This is a genomic window from Glaciecola sp. KUL10 (assembly GCF_003203515.1).
Lineage (GTDB): Bacteria > Pseudomonadota > Gammaproteobacteria > Enterobacterales > Alteromonadaceae > Glaciecola.
This window is the reverse complement of record NZ_BGNG01000017.1, coordinates 1-23,694: the sequence shown is the minus strand read 5'-3', so window position 1 is coordinate 23,694 and position 23,694 is coordinate 1. Positions and strand designations below refer to the sequence as shown.

Here is a 23,694-nt window from a genome sequence, read left to right as displayed (position 1 = left end):
ATACCCCAGCTAAACAGAAAGCTCTGAAATATCAGCCACTTGAGAAATTAACTCTCGGATTGCTTTGATAAGTGCAAGTCTATTGTGTTTAAGCTTCTCGTCCTCCGCCATTATCATGATGGATTCAAAGAAAGCTGCTAATGGCTTCTCAAATACCGTAAGCGAAGATAACGCACTAACATAGTCTGATTCATCGACACTAGTATTAAAACGCGCCCTAACTGATGACAACGCATCATAAAGCGAACGTTCTTCTGCGTCGACAAACAAAGATTCGTCAATTGTAGTATCGGTAGGTAAAGCGTCACGGTTTTTATTAAGTATATTTGAAACACGTTTATTAGCGGCTGCTAATGAACTCGCTTCAGGTAGTGCTTTAAACGCATTAACCGCTTCAACGCGAGCACTCACATCAAATGCATAGTCATTTTGTGTTGCCATAACAGAAGCGATGACATCAGGTTTTATGCCTTGCTCTAGGAAGAGAGGTTTGAATCGGTCGTTTAAAAATACTATGACTTGTTCTTGAGTATCTTTATTTGTGATTTTACTGCCATAAATCTCAACCATTTTAGAAACTAAGGAAGTGAGACTAATCGATATTTTATTTTCAATAAGAATTCTCAATAAACCAATCGCACTTCGACGCAGTGCAAATGGGTCTTTATCACCTTTAGGGAGCTTGCCGATACCGAATATTCCGATAAGTGTATCGAGTTTCTCGGCAATGGCGACAATTGTACCCGTCGAAGTTGACGGCAACTTATCCCCTGAGAATCGCGGTAAATACTGTTCTTCAATCGCTTGGGCAACTTCTGAAGGCTCTCCGTCGTGCAAAGCATAGTGTTTACCCATGACACCTTGAACGCTAGGAAACTCCATGACCATATTGCTCATCAAATCAGCTTTAGCTAATGATGCTGCACGTTTAGCAAAGGCTTCATTAGCGTTTAGTTTACTTGCAATAAAGATAGAAATATCCGCAAGACGTTCCGCTTTTTCAGCGACAGTCCCTAATTCCTTTTGAAATAATACAGAACTTAATTGCTGAGCCTTGCTTTCTAGTGTGGTCTTCTTATCTGTTTCAAAGAAAAACTGCGCATCAGCCAAACGCGGTCGAATCACCTTTTCGTTACCGTGAATGACGTGAGCAGGGTCTTTACTCTCAATATTTGAAACAAACAAGAAGCGTGAAGACAGTTCACCATTATCATCCAGTAGTGGGACGTATTTCTGGTCGTCTTTCATTGTGTAAATCAGCGCTTCTTTTGGTACGTCTAAAAAGGTGTTTTCAAATTCAGCGGTTAACACAACAGGCCATTCCACAAGCGAAGATATTTCTTCGAGTAAGTCTTGGCTGTAATCTGCGCGCAAACCTAGCTCTGCTGCTTTACTATTTAAACCTGCTTCAATTTTTGCCACCCGGCTAGGATAATCAGCGAGTACAAACTGTTGCTTTAGTGTCGAGGCATAGTCGTCGGCGTGTGCTAATTCGACGCGATGTTGACCGTGAAAACGATGGCCTGATACGAAATTTGAAGAACGAAGCCCAAATGCCTCAATATCGATAATTTGATCACCAAAAAGCACGCATAATGTGTGTACAGGCCTAATGAACTCAGCATTTGAGCTTCCCCAACGCATGGGTTTGGGAATAGGTAATCTTTTGAGTGCGTTGCTTAACACATTTTGCAACTCGTCTTTTAGGTTCTTGCCTTTTACTTCGGCGACATGAAGTAACCATTCGCCTTTGTCTGTTTTTAAGCGCTGCGCTTGTTCTACAGTGATCCCATTGGACTTAGCCCAGCCTTGTGCTGCGCGAGTAGCGTTACCATCAGCATCAAACGCTGCTGATACGGCAGGTCCTTTTTTCTCTACTTTGCTGTCAGCTTGTACAGCTAGGCAATCAGAGAGTGAGACGGCTAATCTTCGCGGTGCTGCAAATGCAGAAATCGATGAAAAACTAAAACCTGCTTTTATAATTTCCGTTTCAATGTTCTTAACAAAAGCGTCAGAAAGTGCTTTAAGTGATTTTGGTGGTAATTCTTCGGTACCTAGTTCGATAAGAAGGGTATTTGTTTGAGTCATTATTTTTCCTCCTTAACACAAAGTGGGAAGCCAAGTGCTTCACGAGATTCGTAATATAATTCAGCGCAGGCTTTTGCTAATGTTCTGACACGCAGGATATATCGTTGACGTTCGGTTACAGAAATAGCGTGACGAGCGTCTAATAAATTAAATGCGTGAGAAGCCTTCATCACCTGTTCATATGCAGGAAGAGGTAGGGCGGCTTCAATCAGTTTCGCGCTGGCTTTTTCACATTCATCAAATGTCGCAAACAAGAAATCTACATCTGCGTGCTCGAAGTTATAAGCTGATTGTTCTTTTTCATTTTGAAGAAACACATCACCATAAGTCACTTTACCTAATGGGCCGTCAGTCCAAACAAGGTCGTATATACTATCAACCCCTTGGATATACATTGCGAGACGTTCTAACCCATAAGTGATCTCGCCAGTCACAGGCTTACACTCTAGGCCGCCCACTTGCTGGAAATAAGTAAATTGAGTTACTTCCATGCCATTAAGCCAAACTTCCCAACCCAGTCCCCACGCGCCAAGCGTTGGAGATTCCCAGTTATCTTCTACAAAACGTATGTCATGGACAAGTGGATCGAAGCCCAGCATCTCTAGTGAACCTAAATATAACTCCTGAATATTACTTGGAGAGGGCTTGAGCATCACTTGAAACTGATAATAGTGTTGTAAGCGATTTGGGTTCTCACCATAACGACCATCAGTTGGACGGCGGCAAGGCTGAACGTATGCACTGTTGATTGGCTCTGGACCAAGCGATCTTAAAAATGTCATTGGGTGAAAGGTACCTGCACCCACTTCCATATCAAGGGGTTGAATGATAACGCATCCTTTAGATGCCCAATATTCTTGAAGCGCCAAGATAAGACCTTGGAATGTCTGACAATCGTGTGTTTGCATACTTACTATTATCTTCTGTTACGGAATTGCATTTTGAAATTGGCCGTAAGTATACGTTTTAATGAGCCGTATAGTAACCCTGTACGGCTCATTAATAGTGGGGTAGGGCTTATTTTGCTGTAAATTCTCGTAGGCTTTCTAACTCATGCAAGATTTGACTTTCTAATTCACTTTCTTGTTGCTCGCGTTCCCGATCTTGAATGCGTCTATCTTTCTTTGAAAGCTGATTGCGCGCATCATGCGTGGGCAACTCTTTTACATGCTCATATAGCTTAAAGAGAGCAGGGTACTGAGCACCATAATCCGGCAGTGGAATAATAGGCACGCTCTCTAATATCTTAAATATTCTAATGGCACCTTCCGAAAAGTTACATTGCTGCTGTTGCATCGCAAACGCAATAGTTTGAATACTTTGATTGATATTTACCAAACGCTCATCGCGTTTTTGTTGTTGCTTTTCGTTTTGTATTTTTAGCCTTGATAACAATTGCCCAGCATAGACACCCAAGGCAACAATTATGATGGCCCCTAAGCCAATTAACACCCACTGCATATGATTCAACTTTAGTCTTTGTAATCGTCTATAGTAATTGCGTCAAAGTCGTCAAGAGGATCATTATCGTCGTCATTTTCTTCAATGCTGATCCCGAGCAAGTCGCATAACACCTTGTGTCGTGCTAGTTGAGTACTCACATAGTCACTTTCAGCCTTAGTCAGCGCTTTAGTTTCTTGCCTATCTAGAAGGTCTTGTAACTTCTGATCATCTTCGATTGCGTTTAGCTCTTGCCTAGGCGTGTTAAAGCGTGGTTTTACAACTGGCTTAGGCGCTTCTTTAATTAAGTGTCTTTTTAAATCAATTGGCTTTTTAGAACCTATGCGAGGGTCACGTTTTTGTTTTTGTGCTTGCTCTGTAGTTTGCTCAGCAACCGTTTGTCTGCTGCCAGCAACGTTGCCCTTTGTCTTTTTAGGTTTTCTCGCTTCTTTTTTAACGCGAGGAGCATCGGTTTTACGAACGCCTATTAAACCGACTTTACGAGATTTTTTACGACCCATGATTTGCCTTGTGGTGCTTGTTTAAGATAAAACGAATTTCGCCGCATATTACCACACAAAGATACTTGGGGAGTAATATAGGATGTAGAACAAAGAAAAAAGGCGATAGCCTGAACTATCGCCTTGATATAATGAGTGTCGTGTGACACCTCTCCCATTCAGCACACCTTGTGCTGAGTTTGTCATTTTGCTAGTGAACTCTTTTTATTATTCTTAACGTTTTCTAGCTGACTTGTTGTAGGTCTTCCTGACGCTTTATTATGAATATCCTGCCAGTCGTACAGCATTTATTATTTTTATTACTGCTTCGACTTAAGCTGCAAATACTATACTCTCATATAAATATTTTACAACTTATTTACATTCAAAAAAGTGAACTTTCTTGAATGTCGACTTTAGTGTAGTCCAGCTACATATTTTGACAAGATATTTATGTCTTCATCGGTTAATTTTTTAGCGATATCACGCATCATGCCATTATGGTCGTTGTTTCTTTGACCACTTTTGAACATTTCAAGCTGTGATTTTGTGTACTCTGCGTGTTGACCACTGATGACTGGGAAACCCGCTAGCCCCATACCTTTACCGTCTGGACCGTGGCACGCGATACAAGCGGTAATGCCGCGCTCTTCATCACCGCCGCGGTAAAGCTGTTCGCCAGCTTCAATAACGTCTTCTGGTGTTTCGCCTGCTTTAAGGTCTTGTGAAGCGAAGTAAGCCGCTAAGTCTTTCATGTCTTGATCAGATAGTGGTGCGGCCATGCCGTTCATCACTGCATTGTTACGACCTTCTTTACCGCCGGTTTGAGACGCTAATTTGAATTCTGAAAGCTGTTTGTATAAGTAGCCTTCATGTTGACCCGCAATTTTAGGGTTCATCGGAATCATGCTGTTTCCGTCATTACCGTGACATGCTGCACAAACCATCGATTTTGCTTTACCTGCTTCTGGATCACCCTTAGCAAATACAGCTGAGGTCAAACCTAATGATAGACAAACTAATAAACCTAGTTTTTTCATACTTTATCTCTTTAAACGTCCGAATCTGTGTGTGTCAACATATCAAACTATGCTGTTAACGTGGTATTGTACACATATTAGGAGTTTTTAAAAACTCCATTGATACTAATACTATGGATTTAAATCAATGATTGATAACTCATTTCGTTCATTCATTGTTCCACTTGTTCACATCGGCTGGCTTAAGACTTACTTGAACTAAGCGCCGACTAATCATTTTATCGGATGACCTGCTACATGTCTTATTTTACCAAAGCAAAGTTTTTAACCAGTGCACCAAGCATTAGCCACCTCGACAATTACGACGGCATGGAAGTAGCATTTGCAGGGCGCTCGAACGCTGGTAAATCAAGTGCGCTTAATAAACTGACGAAACAAAATAACCTCGCGCGCACCAGTAAAACACCCGGTCGTACACAACTCATTAATATATTTGAACTCGATCCAGATCGTCGTCTTGTCGATTTACCTGGTTATGGATATGCCAAAGTCCCTTTGGAAATGAAGCTTAAATGGCAAAAGAACTTGGGCGAGTACCTAGAAAAACGAGAATGTCTACGAGGCTTAGTCGTATTGATGGACATCAGACACCCGTTAAAAGACTTAGATCAAAATTTAATTTATTGGGCAGTTGATGCGGAGCTACCTGTTTTGATCTTGTTAACTAAAGCAGACAAACTAAAATCGGGTAAACGAAAGCAACAGTTAATGATGGTCAGAGAAGCGTCAATGGCGTTTTGTGGCGATGTCACTGTACATGCCTTTTCATCTCTTTCTGGTCTTGGAACGGGAGAGTTTGAAAAAGTGTTATTTGATTGGTTTCAAATTCCGCGAAAAGTAACCGAATAGTTAAATGTAATGGTCGGTCACATTTAACCAGTCTAAAAAAGAAAAACCCCAATTGCACAATCAATCGGGGTTATCTATCAAGGAACACAACACATTCGTATATATAGAGTATGTGTTATTAGATAAGTTCAAACTTTATTTAAAAAATTATCAAATTATTTAAGCTAAGCATTTTAATCTTAATGCGCTTCATCCCAGTTATCGCCGATTCCGGCTTCTACTACCAAGGGAACGTCTAAGCTGACGGCTTTCTCCATGATATCAATTATTTTATTGGTGGCTTCTTCGAGCACATCTTCTTTGATCTCAAAGACTAATTCATCGTGCACTTGCATAATCATAAGCACATCATCGTTGTTGTTTTGTTGTATCCACTTATCAACATCGAGCATCGCTTTCTTGATTATGTCTGCCGCGGTTCCTTGCATCGGTGCATTAATTGCCGCGCGTTCTGCCCCTTTTCTGCGGGCACTGTTGCTTGCGTTTATTTCAGGCAAATATAGGCGTCTATTAAATACAGTGCTGACATATCCATTGGTTTTTGCGTCTTCGCGGGTGGTTTCCATGTACTTTAATACGCCTGGGTAGCGTTCAAAATAAAGATTCATGTATTTTTGTGCATCGTGCCTTGGGATATTCAGTTGCTTTGATAAGCCAAAGGCTGACATGCCATAGATAAGGCCAAAATTAATCGCTTTAGCATTACGTCGTTGGTTTGTTTCAACTTGTTCTAGTGGTGTATCAAAGACTTCAGCCGCCGTAGCGCTGTGAATATCTTTTCCACTGGCAAAGGCTTCTAACAATCCTTTATCGCCGCTCAAATGAGCCATGATGCGCAATTCGATTTGTGAATAATCGGCCGCGACCACTTTGTAGCCTGGTCGTGCGATAAACGCTTGCCTAACTTGACGACCCTCTGGTGTACGAATAGGAATATTCTGCAAATTAGGATCGGTGGACGACAAACGACCTGTGGCTGTAATCGCTTGATGGTAACTTGTATGAACACGACCTGTACGATGATTTAGCATTTTTGGCAGTTTATCGGTATAGGTGTTTTTGAGTTTTGTTAAACCTCTATACTGCATAATGCGTTCTGGCAATTCATATTGAAGCGCGAGTTCTTGAAGCACTTCCTCTGCCGTTGATGGCGCACCTTTAGGAGTTTTTTTCAAAACAGGCAACGACATCTTATCAAACAAAATATGTTGAAGTTGCTTGGTTGACCCTAAATTAAAGGCTTCACCTGCAAGTTCATGAACCTCTTTTTCGAGTTCCATAATGCGCTTAGCGAGATCTTGGCTTTGTTGATTAAGGCGTTGGCTGTCTATCAGCACACCGTTTTGTTCAACTGTTGCGAGTGCACTTGCCAACGGTACTTCAATATCGTTAAGTACTGCGCTTAACGAACCTTGTTCGTCTAAGAGTTTTGCTAATTGTTTATACAGCCTAAGCGTGACGTCTGCATCTTCGGCCGCGTATAGCGCAGCTTCTTCAATTGATATTTGATTAAAGGTTAATTGCTTAGCGCCTTTGCCTGCAATTTCTTCAAAGGTAATGGTTTTATGGCCCAAGTACTTTAATGAAAGGCTGTCCATGTCATGTCGAGTTGCGACGCTATTTAATACATAACTTGCCAGCATAGTATCAGACAAGATGCCTTGTAAATTTATCTGGTAGTTAGCCAACACGTTTTTGTCGTACTTAATATGTTGGCCGATCTTCTTTGGAGATATATCTTCAAGTAATGGCTTAAGTTGAGCTAATACCTCGTCTCTATTGAGTTGCTCGGGCGCATCAGGGTAATCATGAGCAAGCGGAATATAACACGCCTCGTTATCATCAACACAAAAGCACAAACCAACAAGCTCTGCTTGCATATAATCTAGACTTGTCGTTTCTGTATCAACCGCGTAGTAGGGGGCTTGATTCAGCTTTTCAATCCACTTATCTAAGTCTTTTTGTGCAAAGATAACTTCATATTTAGACGCGTCGAAATCGCTCGACATGTTACTTTCGTTAGAATGTGAATCTTGAGTAGGTTCGCTTGCCGTTTTTTGCACATCCTTCGCATTATCGGACACTTCTGCTAGCCAACGTTTAAATTCATATTCAGCAAACAACTCTGCAAGTTTTGCTTTATCTATTTCTTGCATTGCCAAGGTATCTGGCTCGTAAGGCAAACTTAAATCACACTTTATCGTAGCCAATTCATACGAAAGGAGTGCTTGTTCCTTATATTGCTCAATTTTAGCGGCCATGGTTTTAGCACCGCGAAATTCCAGCGTTTTAATTTGATCAAGGTTTTCATAAATCTTATGCACACCACCGATTCCGTTGAGCATGGCGACAGCACTTTTATCACCCACACCTGGAATCCCTGGGATGTTATCAACCTTGTCGCCTTTCATCGCTAAAAAATCGATGATCAGTTCTGCAGGCACGCCAAATTTTTCACTGACACCAGCTTTGTCCATTTTGGTGTTAGTCATCGTGTTGATAAGCGTGACATGCTCATCTACTAATTGAGCCATGTCTTTATCGCCAGTGCTAATTACGCATTCAATACTTTGCTCAGAAGCTTGTCTTGCTAGTGTGCCAATCACATCGTCTGCTTCAACACCGTCTTCGATAATCAATGGAAAGCCCATTGCTTTTACTATTTGGTGTAAGGGCTCGATCTGCGAACGCAATTCATTGGGCATTGGCGGTCGGTTGGCTTTGTATTCAGGATAGATATCATCCCGAAACGTTTTACCTTTAGCATCAAACACCACCGCGACATGAGATGGATCGTAGTCCTTCATCAGGCTTCTTAGCATATTTACTACGCCGTATATCGCGCCGGTATCTTGTCCTTTGGAGTTGGTCAATGGCGGTAAACCATGAAACGCTCTGAACAAATATGAGGAACCATCTACGAGAACTAACGGGCCTGTTGATTGTTTTTTCATCTTGTACTCATTGGGTGTGTGTAATTATGCTTAGAATGCCATATTTAAAGGCGTGTAGCTAGGTATACTATTCATAGTAACCTGTGGATAAGTCTGTGATTAATCTTTTTTGAGCGCAATAAAGCGCACCTTCTTGATTAACAAAAAAGCATTATCAAATAGATATGAATGTGAAAATTACTGGGAAAAACGTGACGCAGGTTATAGCTGGCATCCTAGTATTTTTATTATTTTATATCGCTTCCATATTGATGACTAAAAATGCTATCGAACTGAAAGCAATCCGTTCATCGAAGACCATAAAATTTAGCACATATTTTGAGTTTTCCAAGCACAAATTTTAACTTTTTTTATTTATCTTTTTTGATCAAGGCTTTAGCGAAATACATAAATTATTGAAATAAAAATGACCTTTGATTCCAATTAGATTAAAGTTTAAAGACTACGTGCATTGGCATCGTCGTTGTAGATAAAAATCAGACGGCAAAATACAAGAATAAGCAATTTCAAAACATGCAATATCGAGCAATTATTAGAATTTTGGGGCTTCTAGTCGCTTTGTTTAGCGTCACCATGATTCCCCCCGCGCTCATTTCTTTAATTTACGATGACGGCGGTGGTCTTGCGTTTGTGCTGGCCTTCGCACTTTCTATTATCACCGGTTTGATTTTTTGGTACCCCAATAGACGCTATCGTTCTGATCTGCGAGCCAAAGAAGGTTTTTTGATTGTTGTGCTGTTTTGGACGGTGCTGGCCACTTTTGGTGCCCTGCCTTTTGCCTTGTTAGAACAACCTGAAATGACTTTAACAGATGCCATCTTCGAATCCTTCTCGGGTTTGACGACGACTGGTGCGACGGTTATCGAAGGCATTGAGTTTTTGCCTAGCGCTGTTCAATATTATCGTCAGCAGTTGCAGTGGCTTGGCGGCATGGGGATCATTGTATTAGCCGTGGCAATTTTACCTATTTTAGGTGTGGGTGGTATGCAATTGTATCGAGCCGAAACGCCAGGACCTGTTAAAGATTCTAAAATGACGCCGCGTATCGCCGATACTGCGAAGCATCTTTGGTACATCTATTTATCACTCACAATAGCATGTACATTCGCTTACTGGCTTGCAGGTATGAGCTTGTTCGATGCCATTTGTCACGCGTTTTCAACCATCGCGATCGGCGGTTTTTCGAATTATGATGCCAGCCTTGGGCACTTCAATAGTGTCGCGGTGAATATCGTGTGTGTTATCTTTCTTTGGATTGCCGCGCTTAACTTTTCACTTCATTATGCGGCAGTTAATGGACGGAATATTAAGAATTACTTCAGGGATCCTGAGTGTAAGGCGTTTTTTACTATTCAGTTTGTATTGATCACTGTCTGCTTTTTAGTGCTGCTAAACTACAGTGTGTATGACTCTGCTGGTATGGCATTAGATCAAGCATTGATTCAAGCTGTTTCAATCAGCACAACGGCAGGGTTTGCAACAACCGACTTTTCTTCTTGGCCCGCGTTTTTACCCATTTTATTAATATTTTCTAGTTTTATTGGCGGTTGTGCTGGTTCGACAGGTGGCGGACTTAAAGTGATTCGAGTGTTTCTGCTGTTTTTGCAAGGTAAGCGCGAGGTCGACCGACTTATTCATCCAAAGGCAGTTTACTCGGTGAAGTTAGGTGAGCGATCTATGCCTGACCGTGTTGTTGAAGCTGTTTGGGGGTTCTTTTCGGCCTACGCAATCGTGTTTGTGATCATCATGATTGGCTTAATTGGAACAGGTATGGATAACATCACTGCTTTTTCTGCTACGGCAGCTACCTTAAACAACCTTGGCCCTGGTTTGGGTTCTGTTGCTGGTACTTATGCTGAAGTCAGTGACGGAGGAAAATGGCTGTTGGTACTTGCGATGCTATTTGGTCGACTAGAGGTCTTTTCACTATTGGTATTGTTTTCTCCGACCTTTTGGCGAAGCTAATCAAGGCTAACCGAAAAACAAAGCGCTAGGCTGAAACAGTTTTTCTACGTCGTTAATGAATTTCTTATCGACCAAGAACAAAATCACGTGATCATTTGCTTTTATGACTGTGTCGCTATGCGCGATAACCACTTCATCTTCGCGTACGATCGCGCCAATCGTTGTACCGGGCGGTAACTTGATATCTTGGATCTGTTTGCCAACAACTTTTGATGTGTTTTCATCGCCATGCGCTATCGCTTCAATCGCTTCGGCTGCGCCGCGTCTCAATGAATAAACATTAACGATGTCGCCGCGACGAATATGCGTGAGAAGCGCTGATATCGTTGCTTGTTGAGGAGAGAATGCAATATCAATTTCTCCACCTTGCACAAGGTCAACATAAGCGCTACGCTGGATCAGTACCATTGCTTTTGCTGCGCCCATCCGTTTGGCTAGCATGGCTGACATAATATTTGCTTCATCGTCATTAGTCACGGCGATAAACGCATCCACTTGTTCTACGTTTTCTTCACTTAACAAAGAGGAATCTGAGGCATCTCCATGAAATACAATTGTTTTGCTAAGTAGGCCTGAAAGCTCTTGAGCGCGCGCTGCGCTGTACTCTATCAACTTAACGTTATGTCGACTTTCTAAGCGTTTTGCCAGCCCCGCACCGATTAATCCGCCTCCTGCGATCATGATGCGTTTGTAACTTGATTCAAGCTTTTGTAGTTCGCTCATTACGGCGCGAATATGCTTAGTATCGGCGATAAAAAACACTTCATCATCAGCTTCAATGACGGTAGAGCCTAATGGACGAATCGGTCTGCCGCGTCGGTATATTGCTGCCACTCGCGTATCAACATTGGGCATATGTTCTTTAAGTGCTGATAATGCATGACCTACTAACAATCCGCCATAATACGCTTTAACTGCCACTAAACTGGCGCGTCCGTCAGCAAATTCGACTACTTGTAACGCGCCGGGATAATCAATCAGTCGTTTAATCGCTTTAGTAACAAGCTGCTCGGGGGCGATCAGATGATCAACTGGGATATCTTGATGCTTATATAGTTGGTCTTGATAAATAATGTATTGCTCGGAACGAACGCGCGCAATCTTAGTAGGCGTTTTAAATAAGCTATAAGCGACCTGACAGGCCATCATGTTGCTTTCATCACTGTTGGTGACAGCGATAAGCATATCTGCGTCTTCTGCACCTGCTTTTTTGAGTATATCTGGGTGAGAGCCAGTGCCACACACTACTTGCAAATCCAAGCGGTCTTGGAGGTTTCGTAGGGTTTCCATATCTGAATCAATAATGGTGATTTCGTTTTTTTCGCCAACCAAGTTTTCAGCAAGTGTGCCGCCAACTTGTCCTGCACCAATTATTATTATTTTCATTTACGCACTCTTTATTTTGGCACTCTCCATTTACGCTGACTTTACCAATCTTGCGTAATAGAAACCATCCATTTGTGCTTCACCCGGTAAAATTTGCCAACCCGGTGAATCATCGGTATCAAATTGATTAATTGGTTTGAGACGTGCTTCTGGGTGCCGGCTTAAAAATGACAATATCTGCGTCTTATTTTCTTGCGCTAAGATTGAGCAGGTAGCATAAAGAAGCGTGCCGCCAGGTGCCAGCAAGGTCCAAATGTTTTCAAGAATCTCTTGTTGTAGTGCGCGTAGATTTTCAATGTCGTCTTTCTTGCGCAACCAACGAATATCGGGGTGTCTTCTAATGACTCCGCTAGCAGAACAAGGCGCGTCTAATAGAATTTTATCGAACTTGGGAATATCTTCATTTAGACCAAACAAGCTAGCGTCTTTGCATAATATGCTTAATCGACCTTCAAAGCGTTTATCATGTCCCAAGCGAGCAAAGTTTTCGTGTACTCGGTCTAAGCGTTGCGATTCTGAATCAATAGCAGTCAATGACGCTAAGTTTGGTTGAGACTCAAGTAAATGTGCTGTTTTTCCGCCGGGAGCTGCACAACAATCTAATACATGCTCATCGGCTTGTACATCCAGCAAAAGCGCTGCATATTGAGCTGCTTTATCTTGCACCGAGAACGCACCTTCTTGAAACATAGGTAATTGAGTAACCTCAACTTTTTGTTTTAATAATATGGCATTGGTCGCATTGTCTATTTCGTGTTCGATGTTTTCGTTTTTTAAAGCTGTAGCGTAATCAGAAACACTTGATACTAATTGATTAACGCGCAACCAAAGAGGAGGGCGTTGATTAGTTTGCTCAACAATAGACTCAAATTGTTCAGGGTAGGTCGTTAATAATTGCTTGTATAGCCACTTAGGTAAGCCTGATTGAACATGTGGTTGTTTAATTTCTTGGTCTTTGGTTTCTTGGCGCTGGAAATTTCTTAAAATGGCGTTAACTAGGCCTTTTAATCGATGAGAGCCAAGTAACTCCACTGCATTGACTGTTTCTGAAACAGCTGCATGGTCTGATGTTCTGGCAAAGCTAAGCTGATAAAACCCAAGCATTATTAAGTGTTCAATGGGTTTTTGCTCACCTTTTAAGGGTTTGTCTAGTAATTGGCGCAACCATAGTTGAAGTCTAGGGATATCGCGTAAACACCCAAAGATCATTTCTTGCAACCAAGCTCGCTGTTGAGTTTCATGTCGCTCAAAAATTAAAGGCATTAGTTCTTGGCAAGAACGACCATGCTCTAACACTTGGAATAGCACCCATGCGGCATCAGCACGCACGTTTTTAGGATGTGTAGGGTAACGACCTACTTTTGGATTCAATGATAATACTCTTTTTAGGTTGTTCTTTTGTAATGTACAAACGTTCTTGGCAAACCTTATATTGGCAAATCCAATAAGTGCTAAGCTAACTACTTATTCACCTAAGACCATACCAGTCTTAAACAAGTCTGGTTTTCCATTAATTATCGAATGGACATCTGCCGGTTTCTTCCCAGGAAGCTGAATTGTGCAAAGTTTTAAGTTATGTTTGCCTACCGAGACTTCCACCCCAGTTTTGTCTACATCTACGATTGTGCCTATGGGCGCCCCTTCCAATGATTCAACCACCTCTGTTCGCCAAACCTTGATCGATTGACCTTGATGTGTAAACCAACAAATCGGCCATGGATTAAAAGCGCGCACGTTTCGGTGTAACTGCTGCGCATCAAGCCGCCAATCAATTTCAGCTTCTTCTTTTGATAGCTTTTTAGCGTAATTGGCTTGTTCTTCATCTTGTTTGGTAGGACTTAACTCAAGTAAGTTGTCTAGGGTTTCTACCAAGGCTGGTGGACCTAGCTCGGCCAAGTCTTCATATAGCGTGGCACTTGTTGCGGCAGGCGGAATGGCCATCGATTTTTCAAGCAATACATCGCCTGTATCCAAGCCCTCGTCCATTTGCATAATGCTCACACCGGTAAATTTATCACCAGCCCATATTGCCCGTTGAATAGGTGCTGCGCCTCGCCAACGAGGTAGCAACGAACCATGTACGTTTAAACAGCCATACTTTGGTGTATCGAGAATTACTTTCGGTAAAATTATCCCGTAAGCCACCACCACCATCACATCTGCATTAAGTGAAGCAAGCGTTTGTTGTGCATCTTCAGTTTTGAAGTTTTCAGGTTGAAAAACTGGCGTGTTTTCAGACTCGGCTAACACTTTTACCGCGCTTGGCATGAGCTTTTTGCCTCGCCCAGCTGGTCTGTCTGGTTGTGTATAAACAGCCACGACTTTATGCCTTGAGTCATACAGTGCTTGCAAGTGTTTAGCGGCAAACTCAGGTGTACCGGCAAACACAATATTCAATGGCGTGCTTTCACTAATGGACATAAAACTATGCCTTGGCCGCTAAGCGCGCTTCTTTTTCAAGTTTCTTCTTGATGCGCTGACGCTTTAATGGGGATAAATAATCGACGAACAATTTGCCTTGTAAATGGTCCAATTCATGCTGAATACATATTGCCAATAAGCCATCTGCGTTTAACTCAAACTGTTCGCCATCTTGGTTAAGTGCGCTTACCGTCACTTTTTCAGCGCGGTCGACTTTGGCATAGTTATTCGGCACCGACAAACAACCTTCTTCGCTGATGGTTGAACCCTCTTTGTGAATAATTTCAGGATTGATAAACACCAAAGGGTTGTCTTGTTCTTCGCTGACATCCATCACAACAACACGTCTATGTACATTGACCTGTGTCGCGGCAAGGCCTATGCCTTTTTCATCGCGCATGGTGTCAAACATATCTTCAACTAGTTTTTTTACGTCTGCATCGACTTTCGCAACCGGCTTAGCAATTGTGCGCAGTCTCTCATCAGGAAAGGTTAAAACTTCTAATACGGCCATAATCTTCGCTCATTCATCACAGTATTTAAAACCATACGGTTACATGACTGTGGGTATTTAATCTTTGATTTCAATCCTTATTCTACATTATTCCTTACGTGATACATAAGGCGCAGGTCTAATTTTATTGTTTATATTGTCGATAAGAACACACAAAACTAGATAAATAGTGATGTGTTTGTGCAGTGTTTATTAAGACAAACAACAAAAAACAGGACTATCAGTCAGCTTTTTAAGGCCGAGTTAGCACGCTAGTATTAACCCAAAATTAGGTGAAACGAATGACCTTTTTCGCAAAATTGATTAGCTTGATAGCACTAATGATGAGCTTTGTCTCATACGCAGATGTAATCAATATCAAGGCTGGTGCGCCCGAAACATATGTTGTAAAAAAAGGCGATACGCTGTGGGATATTTCAACTGTCTTTTTAGAAGAGGCATGGTTGTGGCCTGAACTTTGGCGTAATAATACCCAAATTGAAAATCCACATCTTATATATCCTGGTGATACGCTCAAGTTGCGTTATGTAGATGGTCAACCCACTTTTGAAGTGATTAGAGACAAGACTAGATTAACGCTGTCTCCTGATCAAAACGTGATGATGAAGTCGCAGGCCATACAGGTACTGCCATGGCAAAAACTAGCACCTCATGTGGCGAATGACAGTATCATGAGCGCAAAGGAATATGATGCGCTACCACACATTTTAGGTGACTCAGTGGGTACACCTGGTTTTGTGTCACACGATTTTGTATTAAGTCATAAACCCAATAACAAGGTTCACAAGTTTGATGTAGTGAGAAAACAACGACGAATTGAAGATAGCAACGGAAAGTTTTTAGGCTACCAAGTTGACCATATTGCCAAAGCAAAGACGGTAGAGGAAAGCAAGCATCCTCTTCAATATATTAAACTAGATGATAGCCGCTCAGAGACTCGCCAAGGTGACAAATTAGTTGCTGAAATGCAGGCATCGAATAACGATATGACCCTTAGTGCCGCTACAACACAGCGTGGCGAACTAATTAGTAATATTAATGGACGCAAACTTGTCGGCAAGCAAGACGTCGTCATTATCAACCTTGGAAAACGTTTTGTTAAACCCGGCACGGTGATGGGGGTTTATGCTCAAGGCCCTGCTATTTATGATGGCGAAACACCAACATATGAACGCGCGAAAACGACGGCTATATCATACTTTTCTTTTGATGAGCGTATCGAGCAACCAGCAATAAAAGTTGGCGAGCTAGTGATTTTTAAATCCTTTGAGCACGCCAGTTACGGATGGGTTACAAAAGCAAACACATATCTAAGAGGTGGTGAAATCGTCGCCAAACCATAAATTCCATGAAGTGACGAAGCTTCATGCAGAAATGCAAAGGAGCATAAAAAATGAATAATAAGCACGGACGCTTGTTAGCCCTCACATCTAAAACTGATACTAAACTTCTAGAAAATTACTTGCGATTAATTCAAGTCACTGGGGTTGGTCCTTCAACAATCCTCAAAACATGTCGTTTACTCGGGTGTGGATTAAGGAGTTTATGTTCTACTCATAATGATGAATTGATTGGGTTAGGGTGGTCATCAGAGCAAATTTCTCAACTGACTACGCCAAACAAAAGTGTGAACAAAGTCTTAAGTTGGTTATCAAAATCCGATAAACACAGCGTGGTTTGCTATGATTTCGAAACGTATCCTGAACTGTTAAAACAAGTATCTCAACCACCGTTAGTATTGTTTTGCTTAGGTGATATCAACCTATTAGATTCCCCCATGTTGGCTATTGTTGGTAGTCGCCGCGTGTCTACAGATGCTCAAATAAATACAAAAACACTGGTGTCTCAGCTTAGTGCTTGTTCAGAGTTAGCTGTTATCAGTGGTTTGGCAATTGGCGTCGACGGCATTGCACATCGTCAGGCATTAGAAAGCGGTATGAATACGATTGCCGTTTTGGGGTGCGGTGTAGATGTGGTCTACCCCAAACGACACGCAAAGCTCTATGATTCAATAGCAAATAATGGCTTGATTATCAGTGAGTTTTTACCTGGAACGCTTCCTCAACCTTCTTTTTTTCCACGAAGAAATCGGATAATAAGTGGATTGGCCTTGGGTACCTTGGTGTCTGAGGCGCGCATTCAAAGTGGGTCTTTGGTTACTGCAAACTATGCAATTGAACAAAATAGAGAAGTATTTGCAGTGCCAAGCAATATTCGAAACCCAAATGCAGAAGGTTGCCATTGGCTAATCAAGCAAGGCGCAAACTTAGTGGAGCGTGCTAGCGATATTACTGATGTGTTGGGTGATAAATGGACAAAACAAGCGTCATTAAGCGGAATATCCTCACAAACCACAAAAAAAACCAATCAAAGCTTGGCAAGTGATCTGTTGTTAGATAGTGTAGGTTATGAATCAACACCGGTTGATTTAATTGCGCAGCGAACAGGCATTTCAATTTCTGATTTGCTTGGACAATTACTAGAATATGAGCTGCGTGGATTAGTAGCCTCTACTTCAGAAGGCTACGTCAAACTAGGGGGCTAAAGCTATGTTTGATATCCTGATGTATCTTTTTGAAAATTTAGTACACAACGAAACTGAATACCGCGTCGACCACGACGAACTGACCGATGAGCTAACAAGAGCGGGGTTTCATTTAGATGAAATCTATCAGGCACTTAGCTGGTTAGAAAAACTAGCCCAGCTGCAAGAAACTGACTCTGATTGTTATATAGAGAAAACCACCACTCCGACTAGCACGCGTATTTACACGTACGAAGAACAGCAGCGCCTTGATTTACAATGTCGCGGATTTATTTTGTTCTTGGAGCAAGTCAATGTGCTCGATACTGCGACTCGAGAAATGGTGATGGACCGAGTGATGGAAATTGACACCCCTGAGTTTTGCTTGGAAGACTTAAAATGGGTGGTGTTGATGGTTCTGTTTAATGTGCCAGGTAAAGAATTAGCATACGAACAGATGGAAGATTTATTGTTTGATGAAATGGACGGTCTAAAACATTAATCACTCTGGCCTCTTTAACTTTGATTCTGAAGACCAGCTATTCAATGATTCGGTAGACTATTGATGAAGATTGATCAGTCTCTATTTACTGCAGGGCAGCACGCGCTAAACGAAGCCTATGGCGCGTGTCCTATGTGCGATGGCGAACTTCGCATAAAATATGTAAATAAGAGCTCGTTTCTCTCTTGTAGCAACTACCCTAAATGTGACTTCACGCAAAGCACAAAAAAGGCCGAAGTCTCTACCTTAAAAGTCATGGACGGTTCAAGTTGTCCTGAGTGCAGTTCAGAGTTGGCTGTCAAAAAAGGTCGCTATGGCATGTTTATTGGGTGTACTTCATTTCCTGAGTGTCACTACATTGCTAGCCAAAACAAAAACGAGTCAGAAGACGTCAGTGCTTGCCCAAAATGTAATAAAGGCAATTTAGTCAAGCGGCAAAACAAATTCGGAAAAACCTTTATTGCTTGCGATGCTTACCCAAAATGTAAGCACATCGAAAATCCGGGCTAATACAAATCAGTTTACTACTCGTTTTTTTGTTCGAAATTTCTATATGATCATTTCTGTTTAATATTGATTAACGCATCAAGTGATAGCGATTACACTACGCGTGAATTTAATTAGAGCCCACTTTTGTTTTAGCTCAATACTACACAGAGACTATAAAGCATGAATCAACACCCATGGCTAGAAAGTTTTAAAGCTTGTTTTAACAATGAACAGGTGGTTGCTTATCCAACAGAAGCTGTTTACGGACTCGGGTGTAACCCCTTGAGTCAAAAAGCGATGGATGAAATTTTGCGTTTAAAAGTAAGACCTGTTGAAAAAGGTGTCATTATCATTGCGGCCGATGTCTCGCAAATCATGCCTTTTGTTGATTGGGATGCGATACCCTTAGAGCATCAACAGAAAATTGAAGCATCATGGCCCGGTCCATTTACGTGGTTAATGCCAAAAAGTGATAAAACACCGGCGTGGATTTCAGGTGATTCGCCATTGATTGCGGTAAGAGTGACCGATCATCCACTTGTGATTGATATGTGCAATGCGGTGGGCTCGGCGCTAGTGTCAACCAGCGCTAATCCTGCTGGTTTAGTACCCGCTCGCAGTGCAATAGAGGTTGAAAACTACTTCCAAGATCAAATTTTGATTATTGATGGTCCATTGGGTTCACAGCAAAAACCAAGTACTATTACCAATAGCCTTACATTAGAAAGACTGCGATAGTCTTTTATACCTTGTTTTAAAACAATTCGGAACGTTAAATGGTAAACCAGACTCAAATTGACCAAGTTAAAGACTACTTATTAAAGCTACAAGACAATATCTGTCAAACTCTGTCTCTTTGTGACGGTAAAGGTGAGTTTCAACAAGATGAGTGGGTAAGAGAACAAGGTGGTGGTGGTCGCTCGCGAGTCATGTCTAATGGTACAGTGATAGAGCAGGGAGGCGTAAATTTTTCGCATGTTTTTGGTGATAAGATGCCTGCATCAGCCACTGCACATCGGCCTGAGCTAGCAGGGCGCGAGTTCCAAGCAATGGGCGTATCATTAGTGATTCATCCGCACAATCCTTACATTCCCACATCACATGCAAATGTTAGGTTTTTTATTGCGCAAAAAGAAGGACATGATCCTATCTGGTGGTTTGGTGGCGGCTTTGATCTTACGCCGACCTATCCATTTTTAGATGATGTTGTGCATTGGCATACCGTGGCCAAAAAAGCCTGCGACCCCTTTGGCGAAAATTATTACGCTGACTATAAAAAGTGGTGCGATGAATATTTTTATCTCAAACATCGTGATGAGACGCGCGGAGTAGGCGGGTTATTTTTCGACGATTTAAACAAACCTGGTTTTGATAAGTCGTTTAAATTTATGCAATCGGTAGGAGATGCGTACTTAGACGCTTATGTGCCTATTATTGAAAATAGACGAAATACGCCATACGGCGAACGAGAGCGTGCGTTTCAATTATATAGAAGAGGTCGTTACGTAGAGTTCAACCTTGTATATGATCGCGGCACCTTGTTCGGACTGCAAACTGGCGGGCGCACTGAGTCCATTTTAATGTCGATGCCACCACTTGCTAGGTGGGAGTATAACTACCAACCTAACCCAGAAACGCCCGAAGCTAAACTTAACAAATTTCTTAAAGCAAGAGACTGGCTGTCTGAAACGGGATAATTGCCGTGGCTTTTGTTGATTCAGATCAAGCAAAAAACACGATAAGCATCAACAAGCTAAAAAGCTTAATCTAGATCAAATTTTATTTTTTTCTCACACTAGTATGAGCGTCATTAAGCACATTCAACTATTTTTAATTAAGTGAGAACACACATGAGAAATAAAGTTTTAGCAACTGCAATCTTTGCTGCATTAGCGCTTCCTGTAACTAGTTTTGCACACGAAGCGGGTGATATTTTAGTTCGCGCAGGTGTGACTAACGTTGCACCTGATGACAGCAGCTCAAATATCTTAGTTGGCGGTGCAGACTTTGCGTTGGGTGGCGCAACCGTTGGCCCCGTCAGTGTTGATAGCAACGCTCAATTAGGTCTTAACTTAGCGTATTTCATTACCCCTAATATCAATATTGAAGTATTGGCCGCTACACCGTTTTCGCACGATATCGATATTGCTGGTGGGGATATCAACTTAGGTAAAACTAAGCACCTACCGCCAACGGTCACTGCTAACTATTACTTTTTAGATGCAAGTTCAAAATTCCAGCCATACATTGGTGCGGGTTTAAACTACACAGTATTCTTTGATGAAGAGTTTAACCAAGGCACTGTTGATGTTATCGAAGGTGCAGCAGGGGCTGTTGTATCTGATTTGAGTTTAGATGCTTCATTTGGTTTTTCAGCACAAATCGGTGCTGATTATGAAGTTTCTGAAGGTGTCTATGTAAACGCATCTGTTCGTTATATAGATATTGAAACAGAAGCTGACTTTAAAGTTGCAGGTTCAGACATTGGTAAAATTGAAACAGTTGATATCAACCCTTGGGTTTACACTCTTTCTATTGCTTATAAATTCTAATCTGCATATTTGTATTTTCTAGTCGTTGAGACTAGTTTTAAAGCCGCGCGTATCCGCTGATACTCGCGGTTTTTTGCATCTATTATATTACAAGCATTACTTGATTAGCTTGTTTACTCAAGTGTATTCTCCTAATCAAACTCATCTATAGATTCATGTTCGTGACAAAAAAATTCGCAGTATTTGGTAAGCCAATCGCTCAAAGTAAATCACCCCTTATACATTCAATGTTTGCTAAAGAAGTCGGTATTGATATCGACTACCAAGCGATTTTAGGAAATGAAACCAATGTCGAAGAGGATTTTGAGCGCTTTTTCGATCATCCAGATGCGTTGGGTGCGAATGTCACTATGCCTTTTAAAGAAAATGCAGCTCGTTGGGTCGATTCGCTAACAGACGGAGCGAAAGCCGCTGAAGCTGTGAATACTATTATTCGAAAAGATAATCATTTTGTTGGTGATAGTACTGACGGCGTTGGTTTAGTCAGTGATTTATTGCGCCTTGATATGCAAATTGAAGATCGCAAAGTACTATTGATTGGTGCTGGTGGAGCGGCACGAGGCGCTTTTTCAAACATTATCAATGCTCGACCTGCACAAGTGGATATTTTAAATCGCAGTTTAGACAATGCGCAGCGGTTATCTCAGGTTTGTCCTAATGAAATTACGACCTGTATCGATCAGGTTGATAAGCTAGGCTGTTATGATTTAATTATTAATGCAACGTCTTTAAGTTTAAACAACCAATTACCAGCGATAGATAATAAGCATACTCACAATAATACTTGTGTTTACGATATGGTTTATAGAAATGAAGATACGGTGTTTGTTGCGTGGGCAAAGTCTCAGGGCTTGCAAAATGTAGCTGATGGGTTAGGGATGCTTGTTGGACAAGCTGCCGAAAGTTTTTATTTGTGGTTGGGTGAGAGGCCTAACGTAGATTCGGTAATAAAAGCACTTCGAATCGAATTACAAAATAGCTAGCACGAGGCTAGCTATTATTGAGTTCATCCAAATATTCGTCTTTAAGCTTGACGTAGTTTTTAGCTGATTGACTTAAAAATGCTTGTTCTGCTGGTTTCAGTGGACGTTTCTTTTGGGCAGGGTTGCCTACATATAAATAGCCACTTTCGAGCGTTTTATTGGGGGGGACTAGTGCACCCGCAGCAATAAATACATCGTCTTGAACAACGGCGCCGTCCATGACAATCGCGCCCATGCCCACTAATATTCGATTACCCAATACGCAGCCGTGAAGCATACATTTGTGTCCTACTGTCACATCATCGCCGATTAGAAGTGGAAAACCATTTGGGTTACTTTCAGATTTACGAGTGACATGGAGTACACTTCCGTCTTGAACATTCGTTCGTTCGCCAATCTTGATAACATTAACGTCGCCGCGAGCAGCTACTAGTGGCCAAATACTGCTATCTTGACCGATAGTAATATCACCCACCAACACTGCACTTTCATCTACATATGCATTGGCTGCTATTGTTGGTGGAATACTTTTATAGGTTCTTATCGTCATCTTTTTACTCCTTGGACGCTCCTCAACACATTAACTCACAACTAACCATAGACTAACCATTATTAGTAAAAGGCTTGTAATGCGGTTCATCCATTTATCATTATTGTTCTTCATAAAAAAGGTTCGTAATGCACGACCACTGCTTGCGTATAGCATCATACATACCAATTCACTTACAAGAATAATAGCAACAAAAACGGAGGTTTGAATGAACATCGGTTTATTAGGTGTTATAAGTGGAGGTAAAAGGGCAATCATAAACACCCAACCTTTTGGGTTTGCAATAGCTGTCGCAAACCCCTGCAAAAACAAACTAGTTTTAGTAATACTCGTGCCAAAATCTGATTCGTTAGTAAAGCTCATCTTACTTGACCATGTTTGTATACCTAAATATAAAAGATAGGCGGCCCCGATCCACTTCAGTAGTGTAAGTAATATGGGGTATGCATCTATTAGTATTGCAACTGCAAGTACCGAACTCACTGCAACAAGCGCTACACCAAGCAACTCACCTACCATCATCCATAGTGTTTTTCTGATACCCACATATAGGCCAAGCGTCATTGCTAGGGTCATACACATACCAGGAGAGATGCTGACTAAAAACATAGTGGGTATAAATAAAAGTAGCGTTGCGGAATCAGGCATAATAAAGATTTAAGTTAACTCATTTAACGACGATAAACTACTTTGTACCGCTTTGCTATCTTGGTTGATTTTGAAAAATACCCGTTATAATTGTGTATTTAGCTCCAAAACCACTGAGAAGAGTTGTGTTTTTAAGCGTTTTGCTCTTATTTTGTGCGAACAGCAATAAAACTTAAATTTTTTCAAAAATAGTGTTGACCTTAAAGTTGGCGCGTGTACAATGCGCACCTCTTCAACGAGGCAAGCCCAACAGGGCATTAACGCAACGCTGAAGCAGCAAGTGGTTTTA

Annotated in this window: 22 protein-coding genes; 10 read left to right on the top strand and 12 right to left on the bottom strand. The window is 41.6% G+C overall.

Annotated elements, in window-relative coordinates; translation table 11 throughout:
- Positions 1-9: 9 nt before the first annotated feature.
- The 5 genes from glyS to KUL10_RS17900 all read right to left on the bottom strand — a co-directional run bounded on the left by glyS (position 10) and on the right by KUL10_RS17900 (position 5,068).
- Positions 10-2,088: a glycine--tRNA ligase subunit beta gene (gene glyS / locus KUL10_RS17920; RefSeq protein ID WP_110430332.1), complete on the bottom strand. Its 2,079-nt coding sequence runs from the start codon at positions 2,086-2,088 to the stop codon at positions 10-12.
- Entirely contained in the window at positions 2,088-2,996 is a 909-nt protein-coding gene (glyQ, locus tag KUL10_RS17915) for a glycine--tRNA ligase subunit alpha (RefSeq protein WP_110430331.1), read from the bottom strand. Before glyQ ends, glyS begins: the two co-directional genes overlap by 1 nt.
- A gap of 109 nt (positions 2,997-3,105) precedes the next feature.
- Positions 3,106-3,549: a DUF2489 domain-containing protein gene (locus KUL10_RS17910; RefSeq protein ID WP_110430349.1), complete on the bottom strand. Its 444-nt coding sequence runs from the start codon at positions 3,547-3,549 to the stop codon at positions 3,106-3,108.
- 11 nt (positions 3,550-3,560) lie between these two features.
- Positions 3,561-4,049, bottom strand: a complete 489-nt coding sequence (gene yihI, locus KUL10_RS17905) for a Der GTPase-activating protein YihI (RefSeq protein WP_110430330.1) — start codon at positions 4,047-4,049, stop codon at positions 3,561-3,563.
- A 395-nt stretch (positions 4,050-4,444) separates the two neighbouring features.
- A complete protein-coding gene (locus tag KUL10_RS17900) occupies positions 4,445-5,068 on the bottom strand; it encodes a cytochrome c (protein WP_110430329.1) in 624 nt (207 codons plus the stop codon).
- Positions 5,069-5,305: 237 nt separating this feature from the next.
- Here KUL10_RS17900 and yihA point away from each other — a divergent pair, with 237 nt between their 5' ends.
- A complete protein-coding gene (gene yihA / locus KUL10_RS17895; protein ID WP_110430328.1) occupies positions 5,306-5,917 on the top strand; it encodes a ribosome biogenesis GTP-binding protein YihA/YsxC in 612 nt (203 codons plus the stop codon).
- 179 nt (positions 5,918-6,096) lie between these two features.
- Here the strand turns inward: yihA and polA are convergent, their stop codons facing one another.
- Positions 6,097-8,871, bottom strand: a complete 2,775-nt coding sequence (gene polA, locus KUL10_RS17890; RefSeq protein ID WP_110430327.1) for a DNA polymerase I — start codon at positions 8,869-8,871, stop codon at positions 6,097-6,099.
- A gap of 513 nt (positions 8,872-9,384) precedes the next feature.
- Between polA and KUL10_RS17880 the strand changes: the two genes are divergently transcribed.
- Positions 9,385-10,836: a TrkH family potassium uptake protein gene (locus tag KUL10_RS17880; RefSeq protein WP_110430325.1), complete on the top strand. Its 1,452-nt coding sequence runs from the start codon at positions 9,385-9,387 to the stop codon at positions 10,834-10,836.
- Positions 10,837-10,842: 6 nt separating this feature from the next.
- Here the strand turns inward: KUL10_RS17880 and trkA are convergent, their stop codons facing one another.
- The 4 genes from trkA to def all read right to left on the bottom strand — a co-directional run bounded on the left by trkA (position 10,843) and on the right by def (position 15,157).
- The gene (trkA, locus tag KUL10_RS17875) at positions 10,843-12,222 is read right to left on the bottom strand and encodes a Trk system potassium transporter TrkA (RefSeq protein WP_110430324.1); all 1,380 of its coding nucleotides are present in this window, start codon (positions 12,220-12,222) and stop codon (positions 10,843-10,845) included.
- Between the two features lie 30 nt (positions 12,223-12,252).
- The gene (gene rsmB / locus KUL10_RS17870) at positions 12,253-13,593 is read right to left on the bottom strand and encodes a 16S rRNA (cytosine(967)-C(5))-methyltransferase RsmB (protein ID WP_233499881.1); all 1,341 of its coding nucleotides are present in this window, start codon (positions 13,591-13,593) and stop codon (positions 12,253-12,255) included.
- A gap of 93 nt (positions 13,594-13,686) precedes the next feature.
- On the bottom strand, positions 13,687-14,643 hold the full coding sequence (gene fmt, locus KUL10_RS17865) for a methionyl-tRNA formyltransferase (protein WP_110430323.1): 957 nt from the start codon (positions 14,641-14,643) through the stop codon (positions 13,687-13,689).
- A 4-nt stretch (positions 14,644-14,647) separates the two neighbouring features.
- Entirely contained in the window at positions 14,648-15,157 is a 510-nt protein-coding gene (gene def, locus KUL10_RS17860) for a peptide deformylase (protein WP_110430322.1), read from the bottom strand.
- A 281-nt stretch (positions 15,158-15,438) separates the two neighbouring features.
- Here def and KUL10_RS17855 point away from each other — a divergent pair, with 281 nt between their 5' ends.
- The 8 genes from KUL10_RS17855 (at position 15,439) to aroE (ending at position 22,207) form a co-directional block, all read left to right on the top strand.
- The gene (locus KUL10_RS17855) at positions 15,439-16,500 is read left to right on the top strand and encodes a LysM peptidoglycan-binding domain-containing protein (protein ID WP_110430321.1); all 1,062 of its coding nucleotides are present in this window, start codon (positions 15,439-15,441) and stop codon (positions 16,498-16,500) included.
- Positions 16,501-16,550: 50 nt separating this feature from the next.
- Complete coding sequence (gene dprA / locus KUL10_RS17850) at positions 16,551-17,702, top strand: DNA-processing protein DprA (protein WP_110430320.1); 1,152 nt, start codon at positions 16,551-16,553, stop codon at positions 17,700-17,702.
- A gap of 4 nt (positions 17,703-17,706) precedes the next feature.
- Positions 17,707-18,183 (top strand): DUF494 family protein, encoded by a 477-nt coding sequence (locus KUL10_RS17845; RefSeq protein ID WP_110430319.1) that lies wholly within the window; start codon positions 17,707-17,709, stop codon positions 18,181-18,183.
- 63 nt (positions 18,184-18,246) lie between these two features.
- Entirely contained in the window at positions 18,247-18,693 is a 447-nt protein-coding gene (locus KUL10_RS17840; RefSeq protein WP_233499880.1) for a topoisomerase DNA-binding C4 zinc finger domain-containing protein, read from the top strand.
- 159 nt (positions 18,694-18,852) lie between these two features.
- Entirely contained in the window at positions 18,853-19,410 is a 558-nt protein-coding gene (locus KUL10_RS17835) for a Sua5/YciO/YrdC/YwlC family protein (protein ID WP_110430317.1), read from the top strand.
- Positions 19,411-19,448: 38 nt separating this feature from the next.
- A complete protein-coding gene (gene hemF / locus KUL10_RS17830; protein WP_110430316.1) occupies positions 19,449-20,369 on the top strand; it encodes an oxygen-dependent coproporphyrinogen oxidase in 921 nt (306 codons plus the stop codon).
- Positions 20,370-20,522: 153 nt separating this feature from the next.
- Complete coding sequence (locus tag KUL10_RS17825) at positions 20,523-21,224, top strand: OmpW family outer membrane protein (RefSeq protein ID WP_110430315.1); 702 nt, start codon at positions 20,523-20,525, stop codon at positions 21,222-21,224.
- 161 nt (positions 21,225-21,385) lie between these two features.
- Positions 21,386-22,207, top strand: a complete 822-nt coding sequence (aroE, locus tag KUL10_RS17820) for a shikimate dehydrogenase (protein ID WP_233499879.1) — start codon at positions 21,386-21,388, stop codon at positions 22,205-22,207.
- Positions 22,208-22,214: 7 nt separating this feature from the next.
- On the opposite strand, the gene KUL10_RS17815 is transcribed toward aroE, so the two are convergent.
- Together KUL10_RS17815 and KUL10_RS17810 are read right to left on the bottom strand one after the other, a co-directional pair.
- A complete protein-coding gene (locus KUL10_RS17815) occupies positions 22,215-22,757 on the bottom strand; it encodes a gamma carbonic anhydrase family protein (protein WP_110430313.1) in 543 nt (180 codons plus the stop codon).
- A gap of 30 nt (positions 22,758-22,787) precedes the next feature.
- On the bottom strand, positions 22,788-23,405 hold the full coding sequence (locus KUL10_RS17810; protein WP_110430312.1) for a LysE family translocator: 618 nt from the start codon (positions 23,403-23,405) through the stop codon (positions 22,788-22,790).
- Between the last annotated feature and the right edge of the window lie 289 nt (positions 23,406-23,694).

Excerpts from the sequence above, each read along its gene's own strand:
- glyS (WP_110430332.1), bottom strand. The coding sequence starts at position 2,088 with ATGACTCAAACAAATACCCTTCTTATCGAACTAGGTACCGAAGAATTA.
- glyQ (WP_110430331.1), bottom strand. The coding sequence starts at position 2,996 with ATGCAAACACACGATTGTCAGACATTCCAAGGTCTTATCTTGGCGCTT.
- KUL10_RS17910 (WP_110430349.1), bottom strand. The coding sequence starts at position 3,549 with ATGCAGTGGGTGTTAATTGGCTTAGGGGCCATCATAATTGTTGCCTTG.
- yihI (WP_110430330.1), bottom strand. The coding sequence starts at position 4,049 with ATGGGTCGTAAAAAATCTCGTAAAGTCGGTTTAATAGGCGTTCGTAAA.
- KUL10_RS17900 (WP_110430329.1), bottom strand. The coding sequence starts at position 5,068 with ATGAAAAAACTAGGTTTATTAGTTTGTCTATCATTAGGTTTGACCTCA.
- yihA (WP_110430328.1), top strand. The coding sequence starts at position 5,306 with ATGTCTTATTTTACCAAAGCAAAGTTTTTAACCAGTGCACCAAGCATT.
- polA (WP_110430327.1), bottom strand. The coding sequence starts at position 8,871 with ATGAAAAAACAATCAACAGGCCCGTTAGTTCTCGTAGATGGTTCCTCA.
- KUL10_RS17880 (WP_110430325.1), top strand. The coding sequence starts at position 9,385 with ATGCAATATCGAGCAATTATTAGAATTTTGGGGCTTCTAGTCGCTTTG.
- trkA (WP_110430324.1), bottom strand. The coding sequence starts at position 12,222 with ATGAAAATAATAATAATTGGTGCAGGACAAGTTGGCGGCACACTTGCT.
- fmt (WP_110430323.1), bottom strand. The coding sequence starts at position 14,643 with ATGTCCATTAGTGAAAGCACGCCATTGAATATTGTGTTTGCCGGTACA.
- def (WP_110430322.1), bottom strand. The coding sequence starts at position 15,157 with ATGGCCGTATTAGAAGTTTTAACCTTTCCTGATGAGAGACTGCGCACA.
- KUL10_RS17855 (WP_110430321.1), top strand. The coding sequence starts at position 15,439 with ATGACCTTTTTCGCAAAATTGATTAGCTTGATAGCACTAATGATGAGC.
- dprA (WP_110430320.1), top strand. The coding sequence starts at position 16,551 with ATGAATAATAAGCACGGACGCTTGTTAGCCCTCACATCTAAAACTGAT.
- KUL10_RS17845 (WP_110430319.1), top strand. The coding sequence starts at position 17,707 with ATGTTTGATATCCTGATGTATCTTTTTGAAAATTTAGTACACAACGAA.
- KUL10_RS17840 (WP_233499880.1), top strand. The coding sequence starts at position 18,247 with ATGAAGATTGATCAGTCTCTATTTACTGCAGGGCAGCACGCGCTAAAC.
- KUL10_RS17835 (WP_110430317.1), top strand. The coding sequence starts at position 18,853 with ATGAATCAACACCCATGGCTAGAAAGTTTTAAAGCTTGTTTTAACAAT.
- hemF (WP_110430316.1), top strand. The coding sequence starts at position 19,449 with ATGGTAAACCAGACTCAAATTGACCAAGTTAAAGACTACTTATTAAAG.
- KUL10_RS17825 (WP_110430315.1), top strand. The coding sequence starts at position 20,523 with ATGAGAAATAAAGTTTTAGCAACTGCAATCTTTGCTGCATTAGCGCTT.
- KUL10_RS17815 (WP_110430313.1), bottom strand. The coding sequence starts at position 22,757 with ATGACGATAAGAACCTATAAAAGTATTCCACCAACAATAGCAGCCAAT.
- KUL10_RS17810 (WP_110430312.1), bottom strand. The coding sequence starts at position 23,405 with ATGCCTGATTCCGCAACGCTACTTTTATTTATACCCACTATGTTTTTA.